Source organism: Streptomyces sp. NPDC006463 (assembly GCF_042870715.1).
Classification (GTDB): Bacteria; Actinomycetota; Actinomycetes; order Streptomycetales; family Streptomycetaceae; genus Streptomyces.
Window position 1 is genome coordinate 120,449 of the sequence record NZ_JBIAHP010000022.1, and the last position, 25,352, is coordinate 145,800.

At 72.7% G+C, this 25,352-nt stretch carries 21 protein-coding genes and 3 pseudogenes; 16 read left to right on the forward strand and 8 right to left on the reverse strand.

Annotated features, from left to right (window positions below; all coding sequences use genetic code 11):
- Both ACFYOB_RS31975 and ACFYOB_RS31980 read left to right on the forward strand, forming a co-directional pair.
- Positions 1 to 1,098: an ABC transporter ATP-binding protein gene (locus ACFYOB_RS31975; protein WP_388565831.1), complete on the forward strand. Its 1,098-nt coding sequence runs from the start codon at positions 1 to 3 to the stop codon at positions 1,096 to 1,098.
- The gene (locus ACFYOB_RS31980) at positions 1,095 to 1,754 is read left to right on the forward strand and encodes an HAD family hydrolase (protein ID WP_388565834.1); all 660 of its coding nucleotides are present in this window, start codon (positions 1,095 to 1,097) and stop codon (positions 1,752 to 1,754) included. The genes ACFYOB_RS31975 and ACFYOB_RS31980 overlap by 4 nt, the downstream gene beginning before the upstream one ends.
- A 355-nt stretch (positions 1,755 to 2,109) precedes the next feature.
- Here ACFYOB_RS31980 and ACFYOB_RS31985 read toward each other — a convergent pair whose 3' ends face one another.
- Together ACFYOB_RS31985 and ACFYOB_RS31990 are read right to left on the reverse strand one after the other, a co-directional pair.
- Positions 2,110 to 2,652 (reverse strand): hypothetical protein, encoded by a 543-nt coding sequence (locus ACFYOB_RS31985; RefSeq protein WP_388565837.1) that lies wholly within the window; start codon positions 2,650 to 2,652, stop codon positions 2,110 to 2,112.
- 11 nt (positions 2,653 to 2,663) lie between these two features.
- Positions 2,664 to 3,486: pseudogene (locus ACFYOB_RS31990) on the reverse strand (IS5 family transposase).
- A 38-nt stretch (positions 3,487 to 3,524) separates the two neighbouring features.
- On the opposite strand from ACFYOB_RS31990, the pseudogene ACFYOB_RS31995 reads away from it, so the two are divergent.
- Positions 3,525 to 3,777 (forward strand): annotated as a pseudogene (locus ACFYOB_RS31995) (serine/threonine protein kinase); the annotation flags it as partial.
- Here the strand turns inward: ACFYOB_RS31995 and ACFYOB_RS32000 are convergent.
- Complete coding sequence (locus ACFYOB_RS32000; RefSeq protein ID WP_388565840.1) at positions 3,747 to 3,911, reverse strand: hypothetical protein; 165 nt, start codon at positions 3,909 to 3,911, stop codon at positions 3,747 to 3,749. The pseudogene ACFYOB_RS31995 and the gene ACFYOB_RS32000 sit on opposite strands and share 31 nt — an antisense overlap.
- A gap of 147 nt (positions 3,912 to 4,058) precedes the next feature.
- Between ACFYOB_RS32000 and ACFYOB_RS32005 the strand changes: the two genes are divergently transcribed.
- Positions 4,059 to 5,132 carry a DUF2330 domain-containing protein gene (locus ACFYOB_RS32005; protein ID WP_388565842.1) on the forward strand — a complete coding sequence of 358 codons (1,074 nt, stop codon included), beginning with the start codon at positions 4,059 to 4,061 and terminating at the stop codon, positions 5,130 to 5,132.
- Positions 5,133 to 5,136: 4 nt separating this feature from the next.
- Here ACFYOB_RS32005 and ACFYOB_RS32010 read toward each other — a convergent pair whose 3' ends face one another.
- The 3 genes from ACFYOB_RS32010 to ACFYOB_RS32020 form a co-directional block, all read right to left on the reverse strand.
- On the reverse strand, positions 5,137 to 6,789 hold the full coding sequence (locus ACFYOB_RS32010; RefSeq protein WP_388565845.1) for a carboxylesterase/lipase family protein: 1,653 nt from the start codon (positions 6,787 to 6,789) through the stop codon (positions 5,137 to 5,139).
- A gap of 71 nt (positions 6,790 to 6,860) precedes the next feature.
- Positions 6,861 to 7,793 (reverse strand): 5'/3'-nucleotidase SurE, encoded by a 933-nt coding sequence (gene surE / locus ACFYOB_RS32015; protein WP_388565848.1) that lies wholly within the window; start codon positions 7,791 to 7,793, stop codon positions 6,861 to 6,863.
- A gap of 94 nt (positions 7,794 to 7,887) precedes the next feature.
- Complete coding sequence (locus ACFYOB_RS32020) at positions 7,888 to 9,165, reverse strand: MFS transporter (RefSeq protein ID WP_388565850.1); 1,278 nt, start codon at positions 9,163 to 9,165, stop codon at positions 7,888 to 7,890.
- Between the two features lie 642 nt (positions 9,166 to 9,807).
- On the opposite strand from ACFYOB_RS32020, the gene ACFYOB_RS32025 reads away from it, so the two are divergent.
- From ACFYOB_RS32025 to ACFYOB_RS32035, 3 genes are all read left to right on the forward strand, one after another.
- Positions 9,808 to 10,509: a phosphatase PAP2 family protein gene (locus ACFYOB_RS32025; RefSeq protein WP_388565853.1), complete on the forward strand. Its 702-nt coding sequence runs from the start codon at positions 9,808 to 9,810 to the stop codon at positions 10,507 to 10,509.
- Between the two features lie 95 nt (positions 10,510 to 10,604).
- The gene (locus ACFYOB_RS32030; protein ID WP_388565856.1) at positions 10,605 to 12,149 is read left to right on the forward strand and encodes a carboxylesterase/lipase family protein; all 1,545 of its coding nucleotides are present in this window, start codon (positions 10,605 to 10,607) and stop codon (positions 12,147 to 12,149) included.
- Positions 12,150 to 12,288: 139 nt separating this feature from the next.
- Positions 12,289 to 13,296, forward strand: a complete 1,008-nt coding sequence (locus ACFYOB_RS32035) for a LacI family DNA-binding transcriptional regulator (RefSeq protein WP_388565858.1) — start codon at positions 12,289 to 12,291, stop codon at positions 13,294 to 13,296.
- Between the two features lie 63 nt (positions 13,297 to 13,359).
- Here the strand turns inward: ACFYOB_RS32035 and ACFYOB_RS32040 are convergent, their stop codons facing one another.
- Positions 13,360 to 14,106, reverse strand: coding sequence for a phosphatase PAP2 family protein (locus ACFYOB_RS32040; protein WP_388565862.1), 747 nt, complete (start codon positions 14,104 to 14,106; stop codon positions 13,360 to 13,362).
- A gap of 85 nt (positions 14,107 to 14,191) precedes the next feature.
- The gene (locus ACFYOB_RS32045) at positions 14,192 to 15,148 is read right to left on the reverse strand and encodes an alpha/beta hydrolase fold domain-containing protein (RefSeq protein WP_388565865.1); all 957 of its coding nucleotides are present in this window, start codon (positions 15,146 to 15,148) and stop codon (positions 14,192 to 14,194) included.
- Positions 15,149 to 15,399: 251 nt separating this feature from the next.
- On the opposite strand from ACFYOB_RS32045, the gene ACFYOB_RS32050 reads away from it, so the two are divergent.
- The 9 genes and pseudogenes from ACFYOB_RS32050 to ACFYOB_RS32090 all read left to right on the forward strand — a co-directional run bounded on the left by ACFYOB_RS32050 (position 15,400) and on the right by ACFYOB_RS32090 (position 25,224).
- On the forward strand, positions 15,400 to 15,831 hold the full coding sequence (locus tag ACFYOB_RS32050; protein ID WP_388565868.1) for an ATP-binding protein: 432 nt from the start codon (positions 15,400 to 15,402) through the stop codon (positions 15,829 to 15,831).
- A 137-nt stretch (positions 15,832 to 15,968) separates the two neighbouring features.
- Positions 15,969 to 17,576: pseudogene (locus ACFYOB_RS32055) on the forward strand (AMP-binding protein); the annotation flags it as partial.
- Entirely contained in the window at positions 17,562 to 18,116 is a 555-nt protein-coding gene (locus tag ACFYOB_RS32060; RefSeq protein WP_388565916.1) for an acyl-CoA thioesterase, read from the forward strand. The pseudogene ACFYOB_RS32055 and the gene ACFYOB_RS32060, both read left to right, overlap by 15 nt.
- On the forward strand, positions 18,098 to 20,419 hold the full coding sequence (locus ACFYOB_RS32065; protein ID WP_388565870.1) for an FAD-dependent monooxygenase: 2,322 nt from the start codon (positions 18,098 to 18,100) through the stop codon (positions 20,417 to 20,419). The genes ACFYOB_RS32060 and ACFYOB_RS32065 overlap by 19 nt, the downstream gene beginning before the upstream one ends.
- A gap of 11 nt (positions 20,420 to 20,430) precedes the next feature.
- Positions 20,431 to 21,450 carry a carbon-nitrogen hydrolase family protein gene (locus ACFYOB_RS32070; RefSeq protein WP_388565873.1) on the forward strand — a complete coding sequence of 340 codons (1,020 nt, stop codon included), beginning with the start codon at positions 20,431 to 20,433 and terminating at the stop codon, positions 21,448 to 21,450.
- Complete coding sequence (locus tag ACFYOB_RS32075) at positions 21,447 to 22,562, forward strand: cupin domain-containing protein (protein ID WP_388565875.1); 1,116 nt, start codon at positions 21,447 to 21,449, stop codon at positions 22,560 to 22,562. Before ACFYOB_RS32070 ends, ACFYOB_RS32075 begins: the two co-directional genes overlap by 4 nt.
- 34 nt (positions 22,563 to 22,596) lie before the next feature.
- Complete coding sequence (locus ACFYOB_RS32080) at positions 22,597 to 23,538, forward strand: fumarylacetoacetate hydrolase family protein (RefSeq protein ID WP_388565878.1); 942 nt, start codon at positions 22,597 to 22,599, stop codon at positions 23,536 to 23,538.
- Positions 23,539 to 23,611: 73 nt separating this feature from the next.
- A complete protein-coding gene (locus tag ACFYOB_RS32085) occupies positions 23,612 to 24,337 on the forward strand; it encodes an Asp/Glu racemase (RefSeq protein WP_388565918.1) in 726 nt (241 codons plus the stop codon).
- Positions 24,338 to 24,387: 50 nt separating this feature from the next.
- Positions 24,388 to 25,224 carry a PaaX family transcriptional regulator C-terminal domain-containing protein gene (locus tag ACFYOB_RS32090; protein ID WP_388565881.1) on the forward strand — a complete coding sequence of 279 codons (837 nt, stop codon included), beginning with the start codon at positions 24,388 to 24,390 and terminating at the stop codon, positions 25,222 to 25,224.
- Positions 25,225 to 25,352: the final 128 nt, after the last annotated feature.

The window sequence follows — 25,352 nt, forward strand, 5'->3', positions numbered from 1 at the left end:
ATGTCCACCACCCTTCCCGCCGCCGGGAAGCCGGCGGCCGATTCCGCGGCCCCCGCGGGCGCCCGCGTCGAGTTCCGCGGCCTGCGCCGGGCGTTCGGCTCCACCGTCGCCCTCGACGGCCTCGACCTGACCGTCGAGCCCGGCGAACTCCTCGCCCTGCTCGGCCCGTCGGGCTGCGGAAAGACCACCGCCCTGCGCGTCGTCGCCGGTTTCGAGCAGCCCGACTCCGGCGAAGTCCTGGTCGACGGCCAGGACATCACCCGGGTCCCGGCCAACCGCCGCGACGCCGGGATGGTCTTCCAGTCGTACAGCCTCTTCCCGAACCTGAGCGCGCGCGACAACGTCGCCTTCGGCCTGCGCGTGCGCAAGGTCGGCGCGGCCGAGCGCCGCGAGCGGGCCGCCGAACTCCTGGACCTGGTGGGCCTCCCCGACCACGGCGACCGCTACCCGCACCAGATGTCCGGCGGCCAGCAGCAGCGCGTCGCGCTCGCCCGCGCCCTGGCCCTGCGCCCGCGCGTGCTCCTGCTCGACGAGCCGCTCTCCGCGCTGGACGCCAAGGTGCGGTCGAACCTGCGCGAGGAGATCCGCAGGCTCCAGCTGTCCCTCGGCATCACCACCGTGTTCGTCACCCACGACCAGGAAGAGGCGCTGTCGATGGCCGACCGGGTCGCCGTCCTGAACGCGGGCCGGCTCGAACAGTGCGCCGCCCCGGCCGAGTTGTACGAGCGTCCCGCGACACCGTTCGTCGCCGAGTTCGTCGGCACCATGAACCGGCTCCCCGGGCAGCTCACCGACTCCGGCCTGGTGGCCGTGGCGGGCGTACGCCTCCCGGTGGACGGCCCCGTCCCCCCGACACCGGACGTGGAGGTCCTCGTACGTCCCGAGAACGTGACGGCGACCGCCGACGCCGAGGGCACGGCCACGGTCGTCTCCGCCTCCTTCTTCGGCTCGGTGACCCGCCTCCACCTGGAGCTGCCCGGCGGCGTGCCCGTCAAGGCCGACCTGCCTTCGCGGGACGCGGGCGCCCTCGTGCCCGGCGCCCGGGCCGCCGTGGGACTGGCCGAGCGGCCCGTGCTCGTCGTGGCCAGGCCCGCGTGAGTACCCTCGCCGCGGTCCTCTTCGACATGGACGGCACCCTCGTCGACACCGAGGTGCTGTGGTGGCGGACGACCGAGGAGATAGCCGGCGGCCTCGGCCACCGGCTCACCGACGCGGACGCTCCGGAGGTGGTCGGCCGCGCCGTGGAGGACACCGCGGCCCACCTCGTACGGGTCGCGGGCGGGGGAGACCCGCAGGAGGTCGGAGCGGCCCTCACCGAGGACTTCTTCCGCCGGGTGCAGGCGGGCGCCCCGATGCGGCCCGGCGCCCAACGGCTGCTGACCGCCCTGGAGGCGCAGGGCGTGCCCTTCGCGCTGGTCAGCGCCTCGCCGCGGGTGGTCGTGGACTCGGTGGTCGGCGGCTCGCTGGCGCACGTCCCGTTCGCCTTCACCCTGTCCGCCGACGACACCGTACGGACCAAGCCGCACCCGGACCCCTACCGGGTGGCCGCCGGGCGGCTGGGCCTCGTACCGGAGGCGTGCGTGGCGGTGGAGGACTCGCCGGACGGCGCGGCCTCGGCGGAGGCGGCCGGATGCGGGGTCCTGGTGGTCCCGTCCCTGCTGCCGGTCCCCGCGTCGCCGCCGCGGACCTTCGCCGCGTCCCTGGAGGACGTCACCCCCGAGCTGCTGCGGGGCTGCGCGCGGCCACCGGTGTGAGCAGGGGCCGGGACGCCCGGTAGGGGTGCCGGTCGACAGGCGAGTACTGCGTGGGAGACATGAGTTGAGGAGTGGTCAGCAGCCGGGGCGGAACACTACCCCGCAGGTCTTCCAGCCGCTCGCGGGAGACGACCCGACCACCATCGCCGGGTACCGGCTGGCCGCCAAAGGGCTGTCCCGTAATCCCCGGTGGGTCAGCGCACGGCGTCGGATGCGGTGCACCGCAAGGCGGAGGGGTGCCCCCATACTGGGCGTATTCGGGCGTTCCGACAACGCGGCGAGGTGCCGTAGCCGGCGTCGTGCGCCCGCCGGGGATTACGGGACAGTCCTAAGAGGTCGTTCTTGGTCAGCTGTCCTACCGTCGCCCAAGCAACCGGCCCTGCTGCTGCTTCAGGCCCGCGAACCCGTGTCGCGCGTATGCGGCTATCTCCTCACTGGGGAAGGGCACCACGGACAGGTGTTCGTCGTAGCTGCCCTGCTCCCACCGGGCGGCTGTGATCTCGTAGCCGGAAACGTGTGCGCACAGCTGAAGCAGAATCGGCGGCATCGCTGGTTCGCTCAAGAGGTCAGCGCGCTTGATGACGAGGTCGCGCATCGCCTGAATGTTCGGGAGGAAGACGGTCCTGACCCACAACCGCCACTCGGCGAGTTCCTCTTCGGAAGGCGGTATCTCATGCACGAAGGGCGACCTGCCGTCTGGACGAGCGTTGCGCTCCATGAACGCGCCGAAGATGCGGCTGTTGGCCTCCGTGAGGGCGAACAGCGGTCCGTAAAAATCGCTGAGCTGCCGATTCAAGCGAGCGATGCGTTCTTGGCGCTGCGACAGGCGCAAGCCGTTGAGATAGGTGGCTACATAGCCTGCGAACGCCAGTGCGATGGTAGCGACTACTGTGATCATGGGAGGCGATGCTAGTGAGCATCGCCTCCTTTGGTCAGCCTGCGGCAGCAGATCAGGGTCGCCGCGATCCCGGCGAAGGCGAGGAAGTGCTCGGCCTTGCGTTCGTAGCGGCGGTGGGGTCGGCGGCAGCCGGCGAGCCAGGAGACCGTCCTCTCGATGACCCAGCGGTGACGGCCCAACCGCTGTGAAGACTCGATGCCCCTGCGGGCGGTGCGGTGCCGAATACCTCGCTTGCGGAGCCAGCAGCGGAGATGTTCGTAGTCGTAGCCCTTGTCCGCATGGAGCTTGCCAGGGCGCCGTCGACGAGGCCCTCGGCGGGATCGGATCGGTGGAATGCCACGCACGAGCGGTTCGAGGCCCTGGCTGTCGTGCATGTTGGCGCCGGAGATGCCCAGCGACAGCGGCAGTCCGTTGCGGTCGGTGATCAGGTGGATTTTCGATCCTGACTTGCCGCGGTCGGTCGGATTCGGTCCGGTCAGTGGCCCCCTTTTGCGGCCCGCAGGCTGACGGAGTCAATCGCTCAACGAGACCAGTCCAGTTGTCCTCTTGCGCCAAGTCGTCGAGAACGACGCGATGGAGGCGAGCCCAGACGCGGGCTTGGCTCCACTGGGCGAAGCGCCGGTAGACCGTCTGCCAGCTCGGGCCGAACACCGGAGGGAGCTGCCGCCAGGTGCAGCCCGAGGTGGCCACGAAGATGATCGCGGCCAAGGCCTCGCGGTCACCGGCCCGGCGCCGGCCTCCACCCTGCGGACGCTTCACCTCCGTTGGCGGCACCACCCGTCGGAACAGAATCCACAACTCGTCCGGCACTAGCCGCTCAACGGGGTTAGTCATGCACGGTTCAACGAACGACCACGCCATAAGAAGCGACGTCTAAGCTCGGCGCCGACGGCACGGGCAAGGTGTACCTGTCGTACACCCCCGGCGGCCGGCCCGTCGCGATCAAGGTGAGCCCGCCCCGAATTCGGGGCGGACGCCGAGTTCCGCCGTCGGTTCGCCCAGGAGGTGCAGTCCGCGCAGCGGGTGCAGGGCCTGTTCACCGCCCCGGTCATCGACGCCGACACCGACGGCGCGCAGCCCTGGCGGGCCACGGCCTACGTACCGGGCCCCTCGCTCGCCGACGCGCCGACGGCCAGGTCTTCGGGAAGGTCGGTGATCTGGAACAGCTCCTGGCCGTTGCGCGGGTCGTGGCAGGCGCCGCGAGGACAGTTGTCGCGCAGCCAGAAGGCGGGCGGATGGGCGGTCCCCGTCGCGGTCATCGCTTCTCCCTCAGAGTTGTATGTACAACTTTCGGGACGGCATGGGGTAGTGCCGAATGACCGGAGGGTGGCGGCGAAGTGTCCGACGGCGCCCGCCCGCTCACGAGGAACCGGATCACGCGGGCCGTCGTCTGAGACCCCGTGTGGATGAAACGAAGAATCCTGGTCCTGCTGTTCGCCCTGCTCGCGACGCAGTTGGGCTCGCTCATCAGCCCCGCGTGGGCCTGCGGATGCGGGGCGATGATCCCTGAGGGCTACGCGCGGATCGGGGTCGAGAAGGAGACCTCCGTCGTGCGCTGGGACGGCCGCACCGAACAGATCGTGATGCGGTTCGTCGTCCGCGGGGACGCGCCCCGGGCTGCCTGGATCATGCCGGTGCCGGGCCGGGCCACGGTGGAGCTCGCGGACGGGGCCATGTTCGGTCAGCTCTCCCAGATGACCGAGCCGCAGGAGAAGACCCGTCACTACTTCTGGCCGCGCGAGGGCGACTGGCCCTTCTCCGCCGGCTCCGGGGACCGCATGGCCGGAGCCATGCCAGGCGCCGGCGCCCCTTCGGTCGGGGTGGTCGGCCGGGAGCAGCTCGGCGACTTCGACGTCGCGCGCCTGACCGCGACCGACCCGGACGCGCTGCGGAACTGGCTGGAGAGCAACGGCTTCAAGCTGCCCGACGGCCTCGCCGCCGAACTGAAGCCCTACGTCGACCAGAAGTGGGAGTACGTCGCCGTCCGCCTCGCCCCGCGGCAGGAGGGCAAGAAGCTGCAGGGCACCCTGGATCCGCTGAAGATCCGTTTCGACAGCAACCGGCTCGTCTACCCGATGCGGCTCTCCCGGATGGCGAAGAACCCGCAGTCCCTGGGCCTGTACGTGCTCGCCGACCACCGCATGGAACCCGGCTCCACGATCGGCGGCTCCGCACCGAAGGTGACCTTCGCGGGCACCGTGACGGCGAGGAAGGACACCCCGCTCGCCGAACTGACCGGCGGCAAACCGGTGTTCCTCACCGCGATCGACCAGGAATTCCCCGAGCCCGGCCGCATCGACGGCGACCACGAACTGCGCGCCACCGCCAAGGACACCCCGTACCGCCGGACCGTCTACGACGACGAGCTGCTCACGGTGGGCGACGGTATTCCGGTGTGGCTCCTGACGGTGTCGGCAGCCCTGGTGGTGTCGGCGGCGGCCGTCACCCTCCTGCTCCGGCGCCGCCGACGGACCTCCTAGCAGGCTAGAAGGGCAGGGGCGGGTGGGTCCGCCAGAAATCGCACTGGTGGTCCGCCGCGAACGACGAACTCACGGACGCCGCAATGGGGTTGAGGGTGAGAGCCGGGGCGGCTCCGGCGCCGGGAACGACCGCCGGCCACCGGGTCTGACCCGGCACGGCGGGTACGCCGAAGCGGGCGAAGGCGCCCCAGTACCGCTTCATCCGGGTCGCCAGCGCGACCTGCACCGCGGTCAGCGGGCGGTCGCCCATCGTGAAGTCGTGCAGGTAGGCCAGCTCCGCGCTGTGCGCGTTCGACTCGTCCAGGCCCGGCACCTGCGCCCCGGCCAACGTCGGCGACTGCGGATCGTCGAACTCGTACGCGTACGTCGGTACTTGGGAGGCGAAGAGGTCAGCCGTCCACGCGGTGTGGCAGGCGAAGGACGAGTCGGTCATGACGGCCGACAGCGCGAGGTAGGGCGAGCCGTGGTCCGCCACCGGATATCGGGCGAGGACCTCGGCCCCCGCGTCCCCGTAACCCGCCATGATCTGCGCCGTGTACTGGTCCTGCGTCAGATCGGGCCGGCTGAGGGCGACGAAGAGTCGGGCCTCTGAACGGGTGCTCCCGATCAGGACCGGCACCTTGTTCCACGTCCCGGTCCGGATCGCCTGCTCGGGATCGACCGGGAGCAGGCCGTCGCCGGAGGCCGGACCCGGGGTGGGCAGCGTACGGGCCGCCTCCACCAGGGCCGCTCCCGAGGCGCCGCGCAGACACGCGGCGACCCCGGCCGGGCCGGCGCACCCCGCCTGCGCGGCGAAGGTCCGCGCCTGCGCCTGGGCCCGCGCGCTGTCGGGCGTACGAAGCAAGGTGCACGGTCCGCTCTGCAGCACGGCCCGGTGGAACAGGCCCGCGGCCGACGGGCTCGCCAGCAGCGCGCAGACGGAACCGCTGCCCGCGGACTGGCCGGAGACCGTGACGCTGTCCGGATTGCCGCCGAACGCGGCGATGTTCTCCCGCGTCCAGCGCAGCGCCGCGATCTGGTCCATCAGCCCGAAGGACCCGGAGCGCGGGGCGCCGCTCCCCTCGGTCAGCTCGGGCAGGTCCAGATAACCGAGCTGCCCCAGCCGGTAGTTGATGCTCACCACCACGGTCTGGGTGAGATCCGCCATCGTGCGCCCGCCGAACTGGGTTCCCGTGCCCTGGCTGTACGCGCCGCCGTGCATCCAGAAGATGACCGGGAGCCGCGTCCCGGGACGGGCCGTGCGGGGCCGGTACACGTCCAGGTACAGGCAGTCCTCCGCGGCGGCCTGCGGATCACGCAGCCCGAACGGCGAGAACTGCAGGCACGCCGGAGCCTGCCGGTCGGCTTCCCGCACCCCGGTCCACCGGGGCGCCGGCCGCGGCGGTCGCAGCCGTGCGTCTGCGACCGGGGGAGCGGCGTACGGGACGCCGAGGAACTCCTGCGCCCCGTCCCGCGTCTGCCCCCGCAAGGCGCCCTGCGCGAGGGCGACCACCGGGCGCGCCGATCCGTCGGACGCGCCGGACCGGGCCGCGGCGCCGGGCAGCGCCGCGGCAGGCAGAGCCGAGGTGAGCAGAGCCGAGGTGAGCAGAGCCGCCAGCGCGAGGGCCGTGCCGAGCAGGGGTCTTGCCGAAGTCAGCCGCTTGCCGGGCCACTTCATCCGTCCTCCTGGGTGTGATCGAGGACCGGGGGCGGGCGGGCGTACCGCCGCGCCCCCGGCCGTCCGACGGGTTACGGGCGGAGCCCCGCGAGCAGGGCGGAGGCCAGGGCGTGGTCGGCCGGGCCGGTGTTCCAGTCGGCGTTCATGGGGCTGACGGCGATCCGGCCCGCGCTCACGGCCTCGATGTCGCCGCCCTTGGCCGCGGGGCGCGGCACGACCTTCACGGTCACCTTCCAGGTGCCGTCGCCGGAGTCGGTGAAGTCCGGCTCCAGGAGCGTCTGCGGATCCTGGAACGTCGCTGACACACCGGCGGCCGTACCCGTGCCGTCCGCGCCGACCACCGGGTGGTTGACGTTGAGGCCGACGCCCTTGGGCAGCAGCGGGCCGGACCGGGGGGCCCGCGCCCGCAGCCGGTCGATCAGCTTGACGGCGAAGTCGAGCGTGGGGCCCATCGCGTTGACGGTGGTGACCGGGTCGGGCGCGGTCAGACCGCCGGTGCTCAGTGCGATGGCGGGGACGCCGGATTCCAGCGCGGCGACGGCGCCGCCGACGGTACCCGAGTGGGTGGCGAGCCCGGCGACGTTCGGGCCGAAGTTGGTGCCGGAGACCACCAGGTCCGGGGCCCCGTCCGCGAAGACCTCGGCCAGGCCGAAGGCGACGGAGTCGCCCGGCGTGCCGTCGACGGCCCACACCTTCGGCTCGGGGTGCTTCACCGTCAGGGTGGGGGCGCTCATCATCTTCGTACCCGTGCCGCTCTGATTGGTGAGCGGGGCGACGATCGTGACGTCGTGTCCGGCCGCGGTCAGCCGCTCGAACGCCTTCCGGATGCCGGGCGCGTTGTAGCCGTCGTCGTTGGTGAGCAGGATCCGCAGCGGGCCGGCGGTCGCGGGTACGGGGGCGGGCGCGGGCATGGTCTGTGGCGAGGCGGCGGCGGGTGCCGTGCCGGCCAGGGCCGGAGCGCACAGCATCAGGGCGGCCAGCGGCAGAACTCGCTTGCGTCTCACAGGAGTGCTCCTTCGAAGGGGAGGGAGAGGAGGGTGAGAAGGGTGGTGACCGGCGGGCGCGCGACCCTCGGCGTGCGCCCGCCGGAGTCCGGTGTCAGCGCACGTTGCGGATCGGGAGGATGGCGAGCGCGCCGATCAGGGACAGGGCGCCGCCGGCCAGGAAGAGCGGGGTGTAGCCGCCCAGGCCCGTGACGATCGCCGAGGCGACGAAGGGGGCGACGACCTGCGGCCCGGCGTTGGCGATGTTGAGTACGCCCATGTCGCGGGCGGCGTCCTCGGCGCGGGGGAGGACCAGGGTGACGAGCGCGGTGTCCACGGCCATGAAGCAGCCGAAGGCGAGGCCGTTGAGCGCGCTGAAGACGAGCATGCCGGTCCACGTCGGGCTCACCACGGGCACCGCCATGACGAGTCCGGCGAGGGCGGCCGAGACGCCGACGAACACCTTGCGGCGGTTCAGGCGGTCGGACAGCAGACCGCCGAGCACGGTGGAGACGGCCATCGCGACCATCGACACCGGGGTGAGTACGGCCATCGCGGCGGGCGGGGTCAGCCCGGCGGGCAGGGTGATGTGGTCGTCGAGGATGTACAGCTGGTAGCCGACGACGGAGAAGTAGCCGAGGACCATCAGGGCGCGGCCGATGAAGGCCCACCGGAAGTCGTGGTTGCCGAGGGCCGAGAGGAAGGCGGCGAGCCCGGCGCCCTTGGGCCGGACGGCCGCGGAGGCTACGGAGGCTCTGGAGGCCGCGCCCGGGGCGGACCGGGGGCGGGGCAGGTCCCGGCAGAAGCTGGTGAGCAGCAGCGCCGCTCCGGCGACGATGGCGCCGAAGACGAGGTAGCCGGTGCGCAGGTGGTCCGCGGTCTGTGAGGCGACGAGGACGCCGACCGTGCCGCCGATGGGCAGTCCCAGTCCGACCAGCGCGGACGCGGTGCCGCGGCGGGCGGCGGGGATGCGGTCGGGCACGATCGCGGTGACCGCCGCCTGGTAGACGTTCATGGTCGCCTGGACCAGGCACCAGCCGATGCCGACGAGCAGAGCGGTGCTCACGCTGCCCAGGAAGGCCAGGGCGGCGAGCGCGGCGAGGGCGCCGCCCAGGATCCAGGGGCTGCGGCGCCCGCTGCGGTCGGACAGGGCGCCAGCGATCGGGTTGAAGGCGGTCGCGAAGACCGAGCTGACGCCGCCGATCAGGCCGAGGAGCGCGACCTTGTTGCCGGGATCGATCTCGGCGATCTGGAGCGGCAGCAGGACGGATCCCACGCCCATGTAGACCGCCAGCATGGCGGCGTTGGCGAACAGCAGCAGGGGCAGCAGACCGCGCTGGCGGGGAGGCTCGGGGGCCGCGGGAACGGGATCGACGACGTCGGGCAAGGCCATGACGACTCCTCGGGAACGGAGCGGGGAGGTGATGAGCGGGGGCCGAACGGGGGCGGCGGGGCGCGGGGAGGTGCGGCGGACGGTACGGTCCTGCCAGCCGCCATTTACACGTGTTATCACCGGCGCTGGACACTGTGTAGCACCCATTTCCGGCCACCGCCAGAGACTGCGCACGGTCGTTGTGCAGATCGTGACCGTCCGGAGATTTCAGGTGCCATGACGTGTAACCACAGCCCTTGTGGTGGTGGTCACGTGTCGGCGATACTCCGTGCCGCAGTGCGACAACCCCATCGCCACCGCCCGCCCCCACCCTGTGCGGCCCCCGCCGTCCGACGGTCAGGGCAAGCCCCGCAGTGCGTCACGCGTCACGCGTCCCGCGGCGCATCGCGAGCCGCACCGGGTGCCGGGAGTTCGACCGGCTACCGCCGGGAGTCCCGTACCGCCGAGCCCCCTTGGGCCCGCCGGGGCGCTCGCGCCGCCAGGTCCGCCCGAATGCCTTCCGGCCGACGTTCCCGGTCGATGCTCCCGATCACCGCTCCCGATCACCGCTCCTGATCACCGCTCCCGATCGCCGCTCCTTCCGTCCCCTCCCGTGCCCGCTCCGCCCCAGGGGAGCGGACCGGTGTCCGTGAAAGGCTCGCCATGGCGCCCCCGTCCTCCCGTGTACTGCCGCCGCCCCCGCCGCATCACCTGCCGGCAGCTCCGCCGCGCCACGCGCTCGGCTGCGGAATCGTCCTCCTCGTCGTACCGCTGCTCGTCGCGCTCCTGCTCCGCGTGGTCGAGCGCCCCTTCTTCCAGGACATCGACGACCGGTGGGCGGCCTCGGTGAACGGATCCGCCGTCGACGGCGGCGGATTCACCCTCGTCCTCGACCGGCTCGGCGGCCCCCTCGGGCTGGTCGTGCCGCTCGCGCTGATCGGCTGCCTCTGCGTCTACGGGCGCTGGCGATCGGCGCTCTTCGTCTTCACCGCGACCGTCGGCGCCAACGTCCTGGTGCTCCTGCCCCTCAAGGCGCTCGCCGACCGCCCGCGTCCGCCGCACCCGTCCGTCCTGGTCAACGACGGCTCGTACCCCTCCGGCCAGGTGTTCAGTGCCGTGACCCTGGTGATCGTGGTGGCGCTGGTGGTCTTCCCGCCGCGGGCCCGCCGCTGGTGGTGGCCCTGCGCGGGCACGTACGTCCTCGCCATGATGGGAAGCAGGACCTGGCTGCACGCCCAGTGGCTCACCGACACCTTCGCCGGCGCCCTGGTCGGCGCCGGAGCCTGTCTGGTGCTGTGGCGGGTCTTCGCGCCCCTGCTGCGTACGGAGGCGGAGCGCATGGCCTCGGACAGCCTGTGGCTGTGAATCCAAATATCGAGAATAGTTGACGGTCGAGAAAATCGCGCAATAGTCTTGATGTGTCGGTACGCAGCCCGCGCGCCACCAGGAAGGACCGGCTCATGGCTCACTCCCCGGACGAGGAAACGACGGTGGCGGACCTGCCCACAGGGCGGCTCCGCGGTGCGATCGAAGGCGGCGTCGCCGTCTTCCGGGCCGTGCCGTACGCCGCACCGCCGGTCGGTGACCTGCGCTGGAGGCCCGCCCGGCCGCACCCGGGCTGGAGCGGCACGCGCGACGCCACCGCAGACGGCCCGAGCGCGCCGCAGCTGTACCGGGAAGGCGGCGACCCGGTGCTCGGAGGGCACGGGTCGCCCCCCTTCGACGAGGACTGCCTGACCCTCAACGTCTGGACGCCCGCCGCCGACGACGCCCGCCGCCCGGTCCTCGTCTGGATCCACGGCGGCGGCTTCGTGTCCGGTTCGGGCTCGCTGCCCGGGTACTCGGGCGAGACCTTCGCGCGCGACGGCGACCTCGTCGTCGTGAGCGTCAACTACCGCATCGGGCCCCTGGGTTACCTCTACCTCGACGGCCCGGGCGAAATCGGCAATCCCTGGCTCTCCGACCAGCTCGCCGCCCTGCGCTGGGTGAAGGAGAACATTGCCGCCCTCGGCGGCGACCCCGACTCCATCACGATCGCCGGCCAGTCGGGCGGCGCGGTGTCCACCGCCGCGCTCGCGGGGCATCCGCAGGCCCAGGGCCTCATCAAGCGGGTGGTCCTGCAGAGCCCGCCCTTCGGCCTGGACCTCCCCGACCCGGACGCGTACCTGGATCGCACCGCCGCCTACCTGGAGCTGGCCGGAGCCAAGGACGCGGCGGAGCTGCGCGCCCTGCCCTGGCCCGAGCTGATCGGAGCGGGCGCCGGACTCTTCGCGCAGACGATGCGGTGGGGGTACTGGCCGACGCCCTTCCTGCCCGTGGTCGACGGCGCCACCCTGAGCCGGCACCCGGTGGAAGCCCTGCTGCACGGACCGGCGACCGGCATCGACGTCATGATCGGCTGGACCCGGGAAGAGGCCAACTTCGGCTTCGCGCTCGACGAGGAGTACGCAGCCGCCACCCGCGAGCAGGTGATCGGCCGGCTCGCCGAGACCTTCGGCGCCGAGGCCGCCCCCGAGGCGTACGCGGTGTACGAGCGCGCCCGGCCCGGCGCCCGCCCGGCCGATGTGCTCATGGACCTGATCACGGACGAGCTCTTCCGGGTGCCCTCGGTGCGGCTGGCCGAGGCCAGGGCCGCACTGGGCAGGCCCGTGTGGGCGTACCAGTTCGACCTGCCCACGCCCGCGCACGGGGGCCGGCTCGGCGCCGCGCACTGCCTCGAACTCCCCTTCGTCTTCGACAACTTCGACCAGTGGTCGCACGCCCCCTTCCTGGCCGGACTCGCCCCCGCCGTCCGGGACGGCCTCGCGTACGCCATGCACCGGGCCTGGATCGCCTTCGTCCGCACCGGCGACCCGAACCATCCGGACCTGCCGCGGTGGGAGCCGTACGACACGCCGAAGCGCACCACGATGCGCTTCGACTCCGTCATCACCGCCCTCGGCGACCTCGCCGGCTCCTCCCGGCTCCTGCACGAGCAGGGCCGGCGGACCGGGCCGACCGAGTAGACCGAGTGGACCGGGCCGACTCGGCCGACTCGGCCGAGCGGACCCCGTACGCCTGATCAACCCACGTCTCTTGATCTAACTCGTGTAACCTGAAAGAAGGTGCAGCCCGGCACAGCCAGAAGGAGCGTCGAGGGACGTCATGGTCAAAGACACACCCGTCCCCGCGTCGATCACGAGCGCGGACGTGGCCCGGCTCGCGGGGGTGTCGCGCGCCACCGTGTCCTTCGTGCTCAACGACACCCCGGGCCACCGCGTCAGCCAGAGCACCCGCGACCGCGTGCTCGACGCGGCCAGGCAGCTCGGCTACGTACCGCACGCCGCCGCCAGGTCCCTGCGGGCCGGCCGCAGCAACCTCGTGCTGATGCCATCGGCGGTCTCCGCGATCGGCCGCCTCGCCAGCGACTGGGTCGACGACCTGCACAGTGAGCTCGACCGGCACGGCTACACGGCGGTGCTCCACGCGGGCCGATTCGCCGACCCCCTCGACGCCGCCCGGGCCTGGGCCGAACTGCGTCCGGCGGCCGTCGTCGCCATGGACGGCGACCGTTTCACCGCCCAGGCGGCCGAACTGCTGCGCCGCGCCGGGGTGCGCGGCCTGCTCGCCTTCGCGTCCCATCCCGTCGAGGGCGTCCACACCGTCGTCTTCGACCACGCCCGCATCGGCGCCATCGCCGCCGAGCACCTCATCGCACGCGGCCGGAGCCGGATCGGCGTCGTCATGCCTCAGGAACGCGGCCTGCGCACGCTCGCCCAGCCGCGCCTCGCTGGCGCCGAGTCGGTCGCCGCCCGTCAGATGGCCACCGTCACCCCGGTGGAGCTGGCCTACACCCGAGAATCCGCGACCGCCCTCGCCCGGCAGTGGCGCAGCCTGAACCTGGACTCCGTCTTCGCCTACAACGACGAGTACGCCGCGCTGCTCCTGCACGCGCTCCAGGCCGAGGGAATCGCCGTACCGGACGACGTCGCCCTGGTCGGCTGTGACGACCTCGTCCTCTCCGCACTCCAGCGGCCCGCGCTCACCACGGTCCGCCTCGGCCTTCCGTCGGCCGCGCGGATCGCGGACGTCGTGCACGAGCTGATCGAGACCGGCACGGCGGCGCCACTGCCGGACGTGGAAGCCGTCCTCGTCCACCGCGAGACCTCCTGAGGGGCCGGGGGAAGCGCCCCCGGCCCCTCGGCCGGACATGCGGCCCGCATCAGCGTCCGCTCATCACCCCACAGGAGCGGCGGCTGATGCGGGCGCGGAGTCCGGGGTGTCCGCGGCCGCCCCCCGACGGCCGTGGACACGTGCGTGTTCCCGCGCGAGCGCGGGCCGCAGCAGCCACCACGCCACCAGGCCGGCCCCCGCGCCCGCGGCGGCCCCGGCCACGGTGTCGGTGAGCCAGTGTGCGTGCAGCCAGGTACGGCTCCACATCATGGCGAGCGTGAAGGCCGTGCCCGCCGCCCACCACGGCCGACGCCGGGCCGCCGGGACCAGCAGCGCCCCGACGATGACGACGAGGAGCGCCGCCGACGCGGAGTGCCCGGACGGGAAGGAGCCGTGGTCGACGCGGACCAGGGGGTGGGCCGGGCGAGGCCGGTCCACGAGGTGCTTGAGCCCTTGTACGACGGCCACGTTGCCGCCGAGGTAGACCAGCAGCAGGAAGCCGGCCGACACCCAGCGCCTGCGCAGGAGCAGCAGGAGCAGCAGGGCGAGCGGGACGACGACGCCCAAGGGGCCGCCGAACCAGTTCAGGACTGTGGCCAGGGCCGAGTACAGCCCTTCGTGCGGGCCGCCCATCCATGCCAGCCACCGGTCGTCCAGGGCCTGGAACGGCGGATCGGCGACGTCGGAGCGGACCACGAGGGCCGCCAGCGCGGAGGCCCCCAGGAGCAGGAGGCCCAGGACGAGTGCGCCGGGGCCTGCGGGGCCGTCGGGTCTGGTGGAGCGGCGGGCGGGGGCCGGATGTGTGGACATGGCTGCCTCTCGCGGCCGCGGACCCGGCCCGCGGCCGTACGTGATCAGGGAGAACGGGGGCGCGGCCGGGCCGCGCCGCACGTCACTAGGGGGCGTTGGAGCCGAGGTGCCGGGCCAGGAAGGACACGCTCCGGGCGACGATCCCGGGGATGTCCGGGGAGCCGAGGAAGATGTGGTCCGCGCCGTCGACGGGCTCCAGGGTGACCTCGCCCCCGGCGTCCTCCAGCGCCCCGGCGAGGGCCTCGCTCTGGCTGTAGGGGACCAGACCGTCCGCGGTTCCGTGGACGAGCAGGAACGGCGGCAGGTGCGGGCCCCCGGCGTACGTCACCGGGCTCGCGGCCCGCGCCAGCGCCGGGCGCTCGGCCTCGGTTCCGCCGAGCAGGGCCTCGTACGGATCGGGGAACTCGACGCCCGGCGGCATCGGCGGCATGGGGTGCGCGGCCAGGGCGGCGAGGTCGGAGCAGCCGTACCAGTCCACGACGGCAAGCACCCCGGTCTCCCCGGAGCCGACCCCTTCCGTGCCCTCCAGCTCCGCGCCGCCCGCGCTGCCCGGGCCGACCAGACCGGCGAGCGCGGCCAGGTGGCCGCCGGCCGACTCGCCCCAGACGCCGATCCGTTCGGGGTCGATGCCGAGGTCTGCGGCGAACCGGCGGACGTAGCGGATCGCGGCCTTCACGTCGTGCAGCTGTGCCGGGAAGGGCGCTTCGAGACTGTGCCGGTAGTCGATGGAGACCAGCGCGAGCCCGGCAGTGAGGACCGAACCGTGCAGCAGCGCGGCGGGCACGGTCGGCGGCGGGTAGCGGCGGTCGCCCTCCAGCCAGCCGCCGCCGTGGATCCACACGACGACGGGGAACGGCCCTTCGCCCGCGGGTAGTTGGACGTCGAGCAGCCGGGGGCGGTAGCCCGGCTTGGTCGCGTACGTGACCCCCTCGAAGCGGCGTATGCCGTCCGGGCCGGTCACGGGCGGCACGGGGGACAGGTACGGCGGGGGCGGCCAGGTCATGTCGGCGATGTCGGGCTCGGCCGGGGGAGATTGCGTCATTGAGGCCCTTCCGAATTCGGCGCCGGCCGGGGCGGCCGGCTGGGGCCCGGTGAGCGGGCACAGGCGAGAGCTTCGCGAGGATTGTCCGAAATGCTTGCGCGGTTCACCGGGGAGGGTTAGCGTGTTACACGTGTAATCACAATCTAGCGACGCGTTTCCGCTGACCACAAGCCCATGAGCGATCAGACTTCGGGCCCAGTTGCACGAGCTGCTCCAGTGGGCGCGTCGCCTTTCCCCTCCGGGAGCACGTCATGCTCACCACCGCCGTCGGCAGCGCCGTCCGCAATGTCGTCCACTGGATCACCGACCCGGTCCCGGCGACCGTCCCGCGCGTCAGGGCCCGGGTGCGGGCCGTACTCGAAGGCTGGGGCGTCCCGGCCGAGGAGGCGGACGTCCTGCTGCTGGCCGTGAGCGAACTCGTCGGCAATGTCGTCCGGCACGTCGGCGCCGGCCGGATGCGGGTGGGAGTTGCCTGTGACGGCGGATGGCTCCGGCTGGAGGTCACCGACCAGGGCGCGGCCCTTCCGCGACTTCCCGGGCCCCGCGCCGAGGGCGACCTGGACTCCGAGGGTGGTCGCGGCCTGCTGATCGTCCAGCTGATGGCCGTCGGCCTGGGAGGCGAACTCTCCGTGGTCGTCGACGAGTTCGGGAAATCCGCCCGCGTGCGCGTACCGGCGCCCTGAGCGGGGCCCGGGGCCTGGGGGCCCTGGGCGGGAGAGGCTGCCGACCTCCGCGATATCGAGCAATGTTGACGGACGCCAAATATTCGACATACCTTGCTCTCGTCTCCCCCGCTGCTCCCTGATTGAGGTGCCGCCCCATGGAGCTCTCCCCTTCCGCGCATGCCGATTCCTTCTGCCGGGACCGGCTGCCGCCCTTCTCCCTCTGGCCCGAATTCCACTTCGACCTGCCCGAGCTGGCCCATCGGGACCGGCTCAACTGCGCCCGGCGGCTGCTCGACGACGCCGTCGAGAGCCGGGGCCCTGACCGCCCCGCCCTGCTCACCCCGACCGAACGCTGGACCTACGGCGAGCTGCAGCGCCGGGCCAACCAGGTCGCCCAGGTGCTCACCGAGGACCTCGGCCTGGTCCCGGGCAACCGCGTCCTGCTGCGCGGCCCCAACAACCCCTGGCTCGTGGCCGCCTGGTTCGGCGTCCTGAAGGCCGGCGGGGTCGCCGTCACCACCATGCCGCTGTTGCGGGCCGCCGAACTCGCCGAGCTCCACGAGATCAGCCGGCCTTCGGTCGCGATCTGCGATCACCGCTACACCGGTGAACTCGACGCGGCCGGTCTCCCCGGCCTGCCGGTCCTCGCCTACGGCGGCTCCGCCCCCGAAGACCTGACCGAGCGGTGCGCGGCCAAGGACGGCCGCTTCGCCACCGTCGCCACGGCCGCCGACGACGTGGCGCTGATCGCCTTCACCTCCGGCACGACGGGCCGCCCCAAGGCGACGCTGCACTTCCACCGCGACGTCCTCGCCAATGCCGAGACGTTTTCCCGGCACATCCTGGGGCCCCGCCCGGACGACGTCTTCACGGGCACGCCTCCGCTCGCCTTCACCTTCGGGCTCGGCGGACTCGTGGTCTTCCCCCTCTACGTGGGGGCCGCGACCCTGCTGATCGAGCAGGCGGGCCCACGGGAGCTGGCGGACCTCGTCGCGGACCACGGGGTGACCGTGCTCTTCACCGCGCCCACGGCCTACCGCGCGATCATGGCGGCCGGGGCGGCGGACCGGCTGGCCGGGCTGCGACGCTGCGTGTCGGCGGGCGAGCCGCTGCCCGCGTCGGTGTGGCACGAGTTCCACGAGGCCACCGGGCTGCGCATCATCGACGGCATCGGCGCCACCGAGATGCTGCACGTCTTCATCTCGGCGGCGGACGAGGACATCCGGCCCGGCTCCACCGGCCGCCCGGTCCCCGGCTACCGCGCCGCCGTCGTCGACGAGAACGGCGATCCCGTCCCCGACGGGCAGCCGGGCCTCCTCGCGGTGACCGGCCCCACCGGCTGCCGCTACCTCGCGGACCCGCGCCAGACCTCGTACGTACGGAACGGCTGGAACATCACCGGCGACACCTATGTCCGCGACGCGGAGGGCTACTTCTGGTACGTCGCCCGCAGCGACGACATGATCGTCTCCTCCGGCTACAACATCGCGGGCCCCGAGGTCGAAAGGGCGCTCGCCGTCCACCCGTACGTCGAGGAGTGCGGTGTCGTCGGAGCCCCGGACGAGCGGCGCGGCATGGTCGTCAAGGCGTACGTCGTCCTGCGCTCCGGGGTCCCGGCGGGCGAGGACACGGTCCGCGAACTGCAGACCCACGTCAAGCAGACCATCGCCCCGTACAAGTACCCGCGGGCCGTGGAGTTCGTGACCGAACTCCCGCGCACCGGTACCGGGAAGCTCCAGCGCGCCGAACTGCGCAGCCGTGCCCGGTCCACCGCCGCCCGGACCGAGCCGACCGCCCCGGAGCCGACCGCTCCCGAACCGCCGGCCCCGAAGGTGCCCGTGCCGCGACTGCCCAGCGTCGTCGTCGAGCGCCGCGTCGAGTGGACCGACACCGATGCCGCCGGCCACTACCACCACTCCACCGTCGTGCGCTGGGTCGAGGCGGCCGAGGCCGTCCTGCTGCGCCGCCTGGGCCTGGCCCACCTGTTCGGCAGCACGCCACGGGTCCACTTCGAGGCGGACTACCGCGCGCGGCTCTGGTTCGGGGACGCGGTGCGGACCGACCTGAGGGTCACGAAGGTCGGCGGCAGCTCGCTCCACTACGCGTTCACGGTGTACGGCGAGCAGGGGGTGGAGGCGGCCGCCGGAACCATGGTCGTCGCCCACGCCGCCGCCCGTGCGACCGGCACGACCCCCTGGCCCGCAGACGTACGGGCCGCGCTCACCGGCGCCGGCCCGCAGCGGGCCGAACTCCTCATCGCTTCGGAACCACTGGGAGGCACGCCGTGCGCGTGGCAGTCATAGGAGGAGGACCCGGCGGGCTGTACTTCGCGGCCCTGGCCAAGCAGCTCTCCCCGCACTGGGAGGTCACCGTCTGGGAGCGCAACGCCCCCGACGACACCTTCGGCTTCGGTGTCGTCTTCTCCGACGAGACCCTCGACGGCATCGCGCAGGCCGATCGCGAGACCTTCGACGCCATGTCCGCGGAGTTCGCCCGCTGGACCGACATCGACATCCGCTACCGGGACCGGACGCTCACCTCGGGCGGCCACGGTTTCGCCGCCCTCGGCAGGCGGCACCTGCTGCGGATCCTCCAGCAGCGCTGCGCCGCCCTCGCCGTGGACGTCCGCTACCGCACCCAGGCCCCCCCGGCCGCCGAACTCGCCGCCGAGTACGACCTGGTGGTGGCCTGCGACGGGGTACGGTCGGCCACCCGCGCCGCCTACGCCGACACCTTCGGCCCCGACCTCGACGAACGCGCCGGCCGCTACATGTGGCTCGGTACCGACAAGGTCTTCGAGGCCTTCACCTTCATCGTCGACGAGCAGGACTTCGGCACGCTCCAGGTGCACGCCTACCCGTACGACGCCACCCGCTCCACCTTCATCGTGGAGATGGCCGAGGACGCCTGGCGGCGCGCGGGCTTCGAGGAGTCCGCCGGGCGGGACCATCCGCCCGGCACCAGCGACGTGGACAGCATCCGGCGCTGTGAGGAGCTGCTCGCCGGCCATCTCGACGGCCACCGGCTGATACCCAACAACTCCAAGTGGCTGCGCTTCACCACGGTGCGCAACCGCACCTGGCGCCACGGCAACGTCGTCCTCCTCGGGGACGCCGCCCACACCGCGCACTTCTCCATCGGCTCCGGCACCAAACTCGCCATGGAAGACGCCCTCGCCCTGGCCGCCTGCCTGCACGAACACCCGGACGTGCCGACGGCGCTCGCCGCCTACGAGGAGGAGCGCAAGCCGGTGGTGGAGTCCACCCAGCGCGCGGCCCAGGCCAGCCTCGAATGGTTCGAGAACATAGGCCGGTACACGGGCCAGGAGCCGCACCAGTTCGCCTTCAACCTCCTGACACGCAGCCGTCGCGTGACCTACGACAACCTGCGCGAACGCGACGCGGGCTTCACCGAGGCCGTCAACTCGGCGTCCCGCGAGCCCTCTTCGCCGGACGTCCCGCCGATGTTCCGGCCCTTCCGCCTCGGCGGGCTGCGCCTGCGCAACCGGGTCGTCGTACCGCCCACCGCGCTGGACACCGCGCACGAGGGGGTCCCGGGCGACTTCGACCTCGTCCACCTCAGCACCCAGGCGCTCGGCGGCTCCGGCCTGGTGCTCGCCGGGATGACCGCCGTCAGCGCCGACGGCCGCAGCGGCCCCGGCTGCCCCGGACTGTGGACGGACGAACAGGAAGCGGCCTGGCGGCGCGTCACCGACTTCGTCCACGGCCAGTCCGACACCTGCCTCGGCATCCAGCTCACGCACGCCGGCCGCCGCGCCACGGGAACCGGCGACGGGCCGCCGATCGCCGCCTCGGGCCTGGCCTGGGACGAACACAGCCGGATCCCGCGCGAGGTCACCCGGGCCGACATGGACGTGCTCGTACGGGACTTCGCGGCCGCCGCCCGGCGCGCGGACCGGGCCGGCTTCGACGTCCTGGAACTCCAGTACGGGCACGGCCACCTGCTCTCCGGCTTCCTGTCACCGCTGACCAACCTCCGCACCGACGGCTACGGCGGCGACCTGGCGGGACGGCTGCGCCTGCCGCTCGAAGTGCTGCGCGCCGTACGGGCGGTGTGGCCCTTCGGCAAGGCACTGCTCGTGCGGATCTCCGCCGCGGACTGGGCCGAGGGCGGCCTCGGGGAGGCCGACGCCGTGGAAATCGCCCGCGCGCTGGCCGAGGCGGGCGCCGACGCCATCGACGTCTCCACGGGTGAGGTCGTCGCCCACGAGCGGCCCCGCTACGGCCGCAGCTACCAGACCCCGTACGCCGACCTGATCCGCAACGCCACCGGGGTCCCGACCATCGCCGTCGGCGCGATCTCCACGTACGACGACGTGAACTCGATCATCCTGGCCGGCCGGGCCGACCTCTGCGGTGTCGGCCGCGCCCAGCTCCACGATCCCCTGTGGACCCTGCACGCCGCGGCGGCCCAGGGCTACCAGGGCCCCGCGGCGCCCTGGGCGCGCTCCTGGGCGGCGGGCCGCGGCCGGCCGCCCGCCGCCCGCACCGACCGGGTACCGCCCCGGCTCGAACTCCTGCGGCCGCTCGCCCCGCCCGTCCGCCGGCGCTGGCTGCCGCGCGTACCCGCACCCGCCCACCGATAGGGGAGCCCCTCATGGACAACCTGCGCCGCTTCACGGCCGCGGCCGTCCAGGCCGCACCCGTCTACCTCGACCCCGCCGCCACCGTCGACAAGGCCGTCGCCCTGATCGCCGAGGCGGCGGGCAACGGCGCCGAACTCGTCGTCTTCCCCGAGGTGTTCGTCCCCGGATACCCGTACTGGAACTGGACCATGAACCCGGTCCAGGGCTCGCCCTGGTTCGAGCGGCTCCAGCGGGCCTCGGTCGAGGTGCCCGGCCCCCACGTCGACACCCTGCGCTCCGCCGCCCGGCAGCACGGCGTCACCGTCGTCATCGGGGTCAACGAGCGGGTGCCGTACAGCCTCGGCGTCCTGTACAACACCCTGCTCACCATCGCCCCGGACGGCGAACTCCTCGGCGTGCACCGCAAACTGGTGCCCACCTGGGCGGAGAAGCTCACCTGGACCGGCGGGGACGGCAGCTCGCTGCGGGTCCACTCCACGCCCGTCGGGCCGCTCGGCGCACTGGCCTGCGGCGAGAACACCAATACCCTGGCCCGCTTCGCGCTCCTCGCCCAGGGCGAACTGATCCACGCCTCCTGCTACATCGCCCTGCCCGTGGCCCCCGCCGACTACGACATGGCGGACGCCATCGCCGTCCGTACCGCCGCCCACAGCTTCGAGGGCAAGGTCTTCTCCGTCGTCGCCTGCTCCACCGTCTCCCCGGAGATCGTCGACGCCCTCGCCGGGGACGACGAGGAACTGCGGGGGCAGTTCACCCGCCCGCGCAGCGCCCTGTCCGGCATCTTCGGCCCCGACGGCCGCCCCGTCTCGGAGCCGCTCGTCGACGACGAGGGCATCGTCTACGGCGAGATCGACCTCGCCCGCTGCATCCGGCCCAAGCAGATGCACGACATCGTCGGCCACTACAACCGCTTCGACGTCTTCCGCCTCGAAGTCGACAACCGCCCCCGCCCGCCGGTGACGTTCACCGTGCCCCCTGCCCCGCACACCACCGCCACCACCGCCACCACCGCCTCCGAGGAGGACGCATGACCACGGAACAGGACGACACCGCGCTCGGCCGCGCCCGGGTGTCCGACACCCCCGAACTCACCGCGTACTACGAAGAGCTCGGCGCCCTCGACGCCGGCGCCCTGTGGACCGTGGCCAACGACATCGAACCCTGGTACCCCCAGCCCAAGTCCGTTCCGGTGCTGTGGCGTTACGCGGACCTGCGCCCGCTGGTCCACAAGGCACTCGGGCTCGTCAAAGCCGACGACGCCGGCCGCCGCGTGGTCATGCTCGTCAACCCCGGCCGCCGGGACGTCAGCGCCGCCGCCGGACTCCTCTACACGGGCCTGCAGATCATGGGCCCCGGCGAAGCCATGACCGCACACCGCCACCAGGCCGCCGCCCTGCGCTTCGTCCACGAGGGCACCGGGGCCTGGACGATCGTCGACGGCCAGAAACTGAAGGTCGGCCCCAGGGACTTCGCCATCACCCCGAACGGCACCTGGCACGAACACGGCAACGATGCCGACGACGCGCCCGTCATCTGGCAGGACGGACTCGACATACCGCTGGTCAACGCCCTGGACGCCGGCTTCTACGAGGTCCACCCCGAGCTCCACCAGACCCCGGGAAAGGTCGTCAACTCCTCCGTGCTGACCTACGCGGCCCACCTGCTGCCCTACGGCTCGCAGAAGTGGACGCGGCCGTACTCGCCGCTGCTCGCCTACCCGTGGGAGCCCACGTACGAGGCCCTGCTGGGCCTGGCCGAGGCGACCGAGGGCTCCCCGTACGACGGGGTCATCGCCGAGTACACCAACCCGGTCACCGGCGGCCCCGTCATGCCCACCATGGGCGCCCACATGCAGCTGCTGCGCCCGGGCCAGGCCACGAAGGCCCACCGGCACACCGGCTCGGTCGTCTACACGGCGGCCAAGGGGCGCGGGGTCTCGGTGATCGCGGGCCGGCGTTTCGAGTGGCAGCAGGGGGACATCTTCTGCGTCCCCTCCTGGGCCTGGCACGAGCACCACAACCTGGACCTGTCCGAGGACGCCTGCCTCTTCTCCTTCAACGACTTCCCCGTCATGCGCTCGCTGGGCTTCCACCGGGAAGAGGCGTACCCCGACAACGACGGTCACCAGCCGGCCACCGCCTGACCCCCGACGCCCCCGACGCCCCCGAGGAACCGCCATGCGACTGCTGACCTTCACCACCGCGACCACGACCACCGCGACCACGACCACCACGACCGCCGACGCCCCGGAACGCCTGGGCGTCGAGGCCGACGGCCTGGTCTTCGACCTCGCCGCCCTGGCCCACCACGCGGGTGTCCGCCTCCCGCACGACCTGCTCTCCTTCATCCAGGCCGGACCCTCCGCACGGCAGACCGCCCGGCAGCTGCTCGACGGCGCAGCCTGCGGCCACCCGGCAGGCGCGGTCCACCGGATCGAAGACGTCACCCTGCGCGCCCCGCACCGCCCCGGCAAGATCATCGGGGTGGGCCTCAACTACGTGGAGCACGTGGAGGAGTCCAGCCGCAGCCTGGACACCGACCGGGACCTGCCCCCGCGCCCCGTCCTGTTCTCCAAGCCCGCCACCGCCGTCACCGGCCCGGGCCAGCCCATCCTGCACAACGCCGACCTCACCACCCAGCTCGACTGGGAGTGCGAACTCGCCGTCGTCATCGGCCGCACCGCCCACCGGGTGAGCGAGGAGGACGCGTACGACCACATCTTCGGCTTCAGCATCGTCAACGACATCAGCGCCCGCGACCAGCGCCGCTCCGGTCAGTGGTTCTTCTCCAAGGGCCAGGACTCCTACGCCCCCTTCGGCCCGGTCGTCGTGACGGCGGACGCGATCCGGGACCCCATGGCCCTGGACCTCTCACTGCGCGTCAACGGCGTCACCAAGCAGAAGTCGAACACCCGGCACATGCTCTTCCCGATCGCCCGCCTCATCGCCGACATCAGCTCCGGGATGACCCTGGAGCCCGGTGACGTCATCGCGACGGGTTCCCCGTCCGGCGTCGGCGCCGGCATGGTCCCGCCGGAGTACCTCGTACCCGGTGACACCGTGGAGGCCACCGTCGAGCTGATCGGCACCCTGACCAACCCCGTCGTCGACGCCCGCTGAGGAGCAACCGACCGTGTCGTCCCGCACCCGTACCCACCGCATCGGCCAGATCGTGCCGAGCTCCAACGTCACCATGGAGACCGAGGTCCCCGCGATCCTGCGGGCCCGCCGCAGCCTCGTGCCCGACGAGGACTTCACCTTCCACTCCAGCCGGATGCGCATGACCCATGTGACGCCGGAGCAGCTCAAGGCCATGGACGCCGACTCCGACCGGTGCGCCGTGGAACTCTCCGACGCCCGCGTCGACGTCCTCGGGTACGCCTGCCTCGTCGCCATCATGAGCATGGGCCTCGGCTACCACCGCACCGCCCAGGAGCGGCTGCACCTGCGCACCGTGGAGAACGGCGCCCCGGCGCCCGTGGTCACCAGCGCCGGCGCCCTGGTCCACGGGCTGCACACGATCGGCGCCCGGAAGATCGTGCTGCTCGCCCCGTACATGCGCCCGCTCACCCGTACCGTCGTCGACTACCTCGGCCACGAGGGCATCGAGGTCCTGGACCACCAGGCCCTGGAGATCCCGGACAACCTCGACGTCGCCGCCCACGACCCGGCCCGGCTGCCCGGACTCGCCCGGGCGCTGGAGTACGCCGACGCGGACGCGGTCGTGCTCTCCGCGTGCGTGCAGATGCCGTCCCTGGGAGCCATCGAGGAGGCCGAACAGCTCCTGGGCAAGCCGGTCGTGTCCGCGGCCGTCTGCACCGCCCACCAGATGCTGCGCTCCCTGGACCTCGAGGCGGTGGCCCCGGGGGCCGGGCACCTGCTCTCCGGCGCCTACGCGCGGTCGCCGCTGCCCGCGTAGTCCGAAGGGGGCCCCGATATGATCGCGACCGCGTACAACGGAAGGCGATCATGTCGGACAGCCCCCTTCGGCCCAGCTCGTTGATCAACACGGTCTACGGGGCGTTCCTGCGCCGCCTCGGCGGCTGGATCTCCATCGCGGACCTGATCACGCTGATGGGGGAACTGGACGTCGACGGCCCGGCGGTGCGCTCGGCGATCTCCCGCCTCAAGAAGCGCGGAGTCCTCGAACCGGAGCGCCGGGGCGCCACCGGGTACCGCCTCAGCCCGGCCGCCCACCCCGTCTTCGACGAGGGCGACCGCCGGATCTTCGCCAGCCTCGAACCCGCCGACCTGGCCGACGGCTGGGCCATGGCGGTCTTCTCCGTACCGGAGTCCGAGCGCTCCCACCGCTACCAGCTGCGCACCCGGCTGACCTGGCTCGGCTTCGGCAACATCGCCCCGGGGGTGTGGCTGGCGCCCGGGCGGCTGCTCGACGACGCGCGCGGCATGCTCGAACGCCTCGGACTCAGCGACTACGTCCACCTGTTCGCCGCCGCCGAGTACGCCGCCTTCAGCGACCTGCCCGAGACGGTGAGCTCGTGGTGGGACTTCCCCGCGATCCAGAAGCAGTACGCGGCCTTCACCGACGCCTACGGGCCCGTGGCCCGGGCACTGCTGAGCGCCGGTTCGCAGCCGGACCCCGCGCAGGCGTTCCGCCACTACGTGCCGCTGCTCACCCAGTGGCGCCGCCTTCCGTACCTCGACCCGGGCCTGCCGACCGAACTCCTGCCGGCGGACTGGAACGCGGTGGCGGCCCGCCAGGTGTTCCAGCAGCTCCACACGGTCCTGCTGGAACCGAGCCTGCACCACGTCCAGGACGTGACGGGTCTGCCCGCCGCCGACTAAGGGGGTGTCTGGCGGATCAGGGCCGGGCCCGGGTCGCCCGGCACCGCGGCTTGCCGCGTTGTCGTCGGTCGCCGACGTCCCCCAGCTACCGCTGGGAGGTGCCCCCACCGCGTCGACTCCCTCCTCCG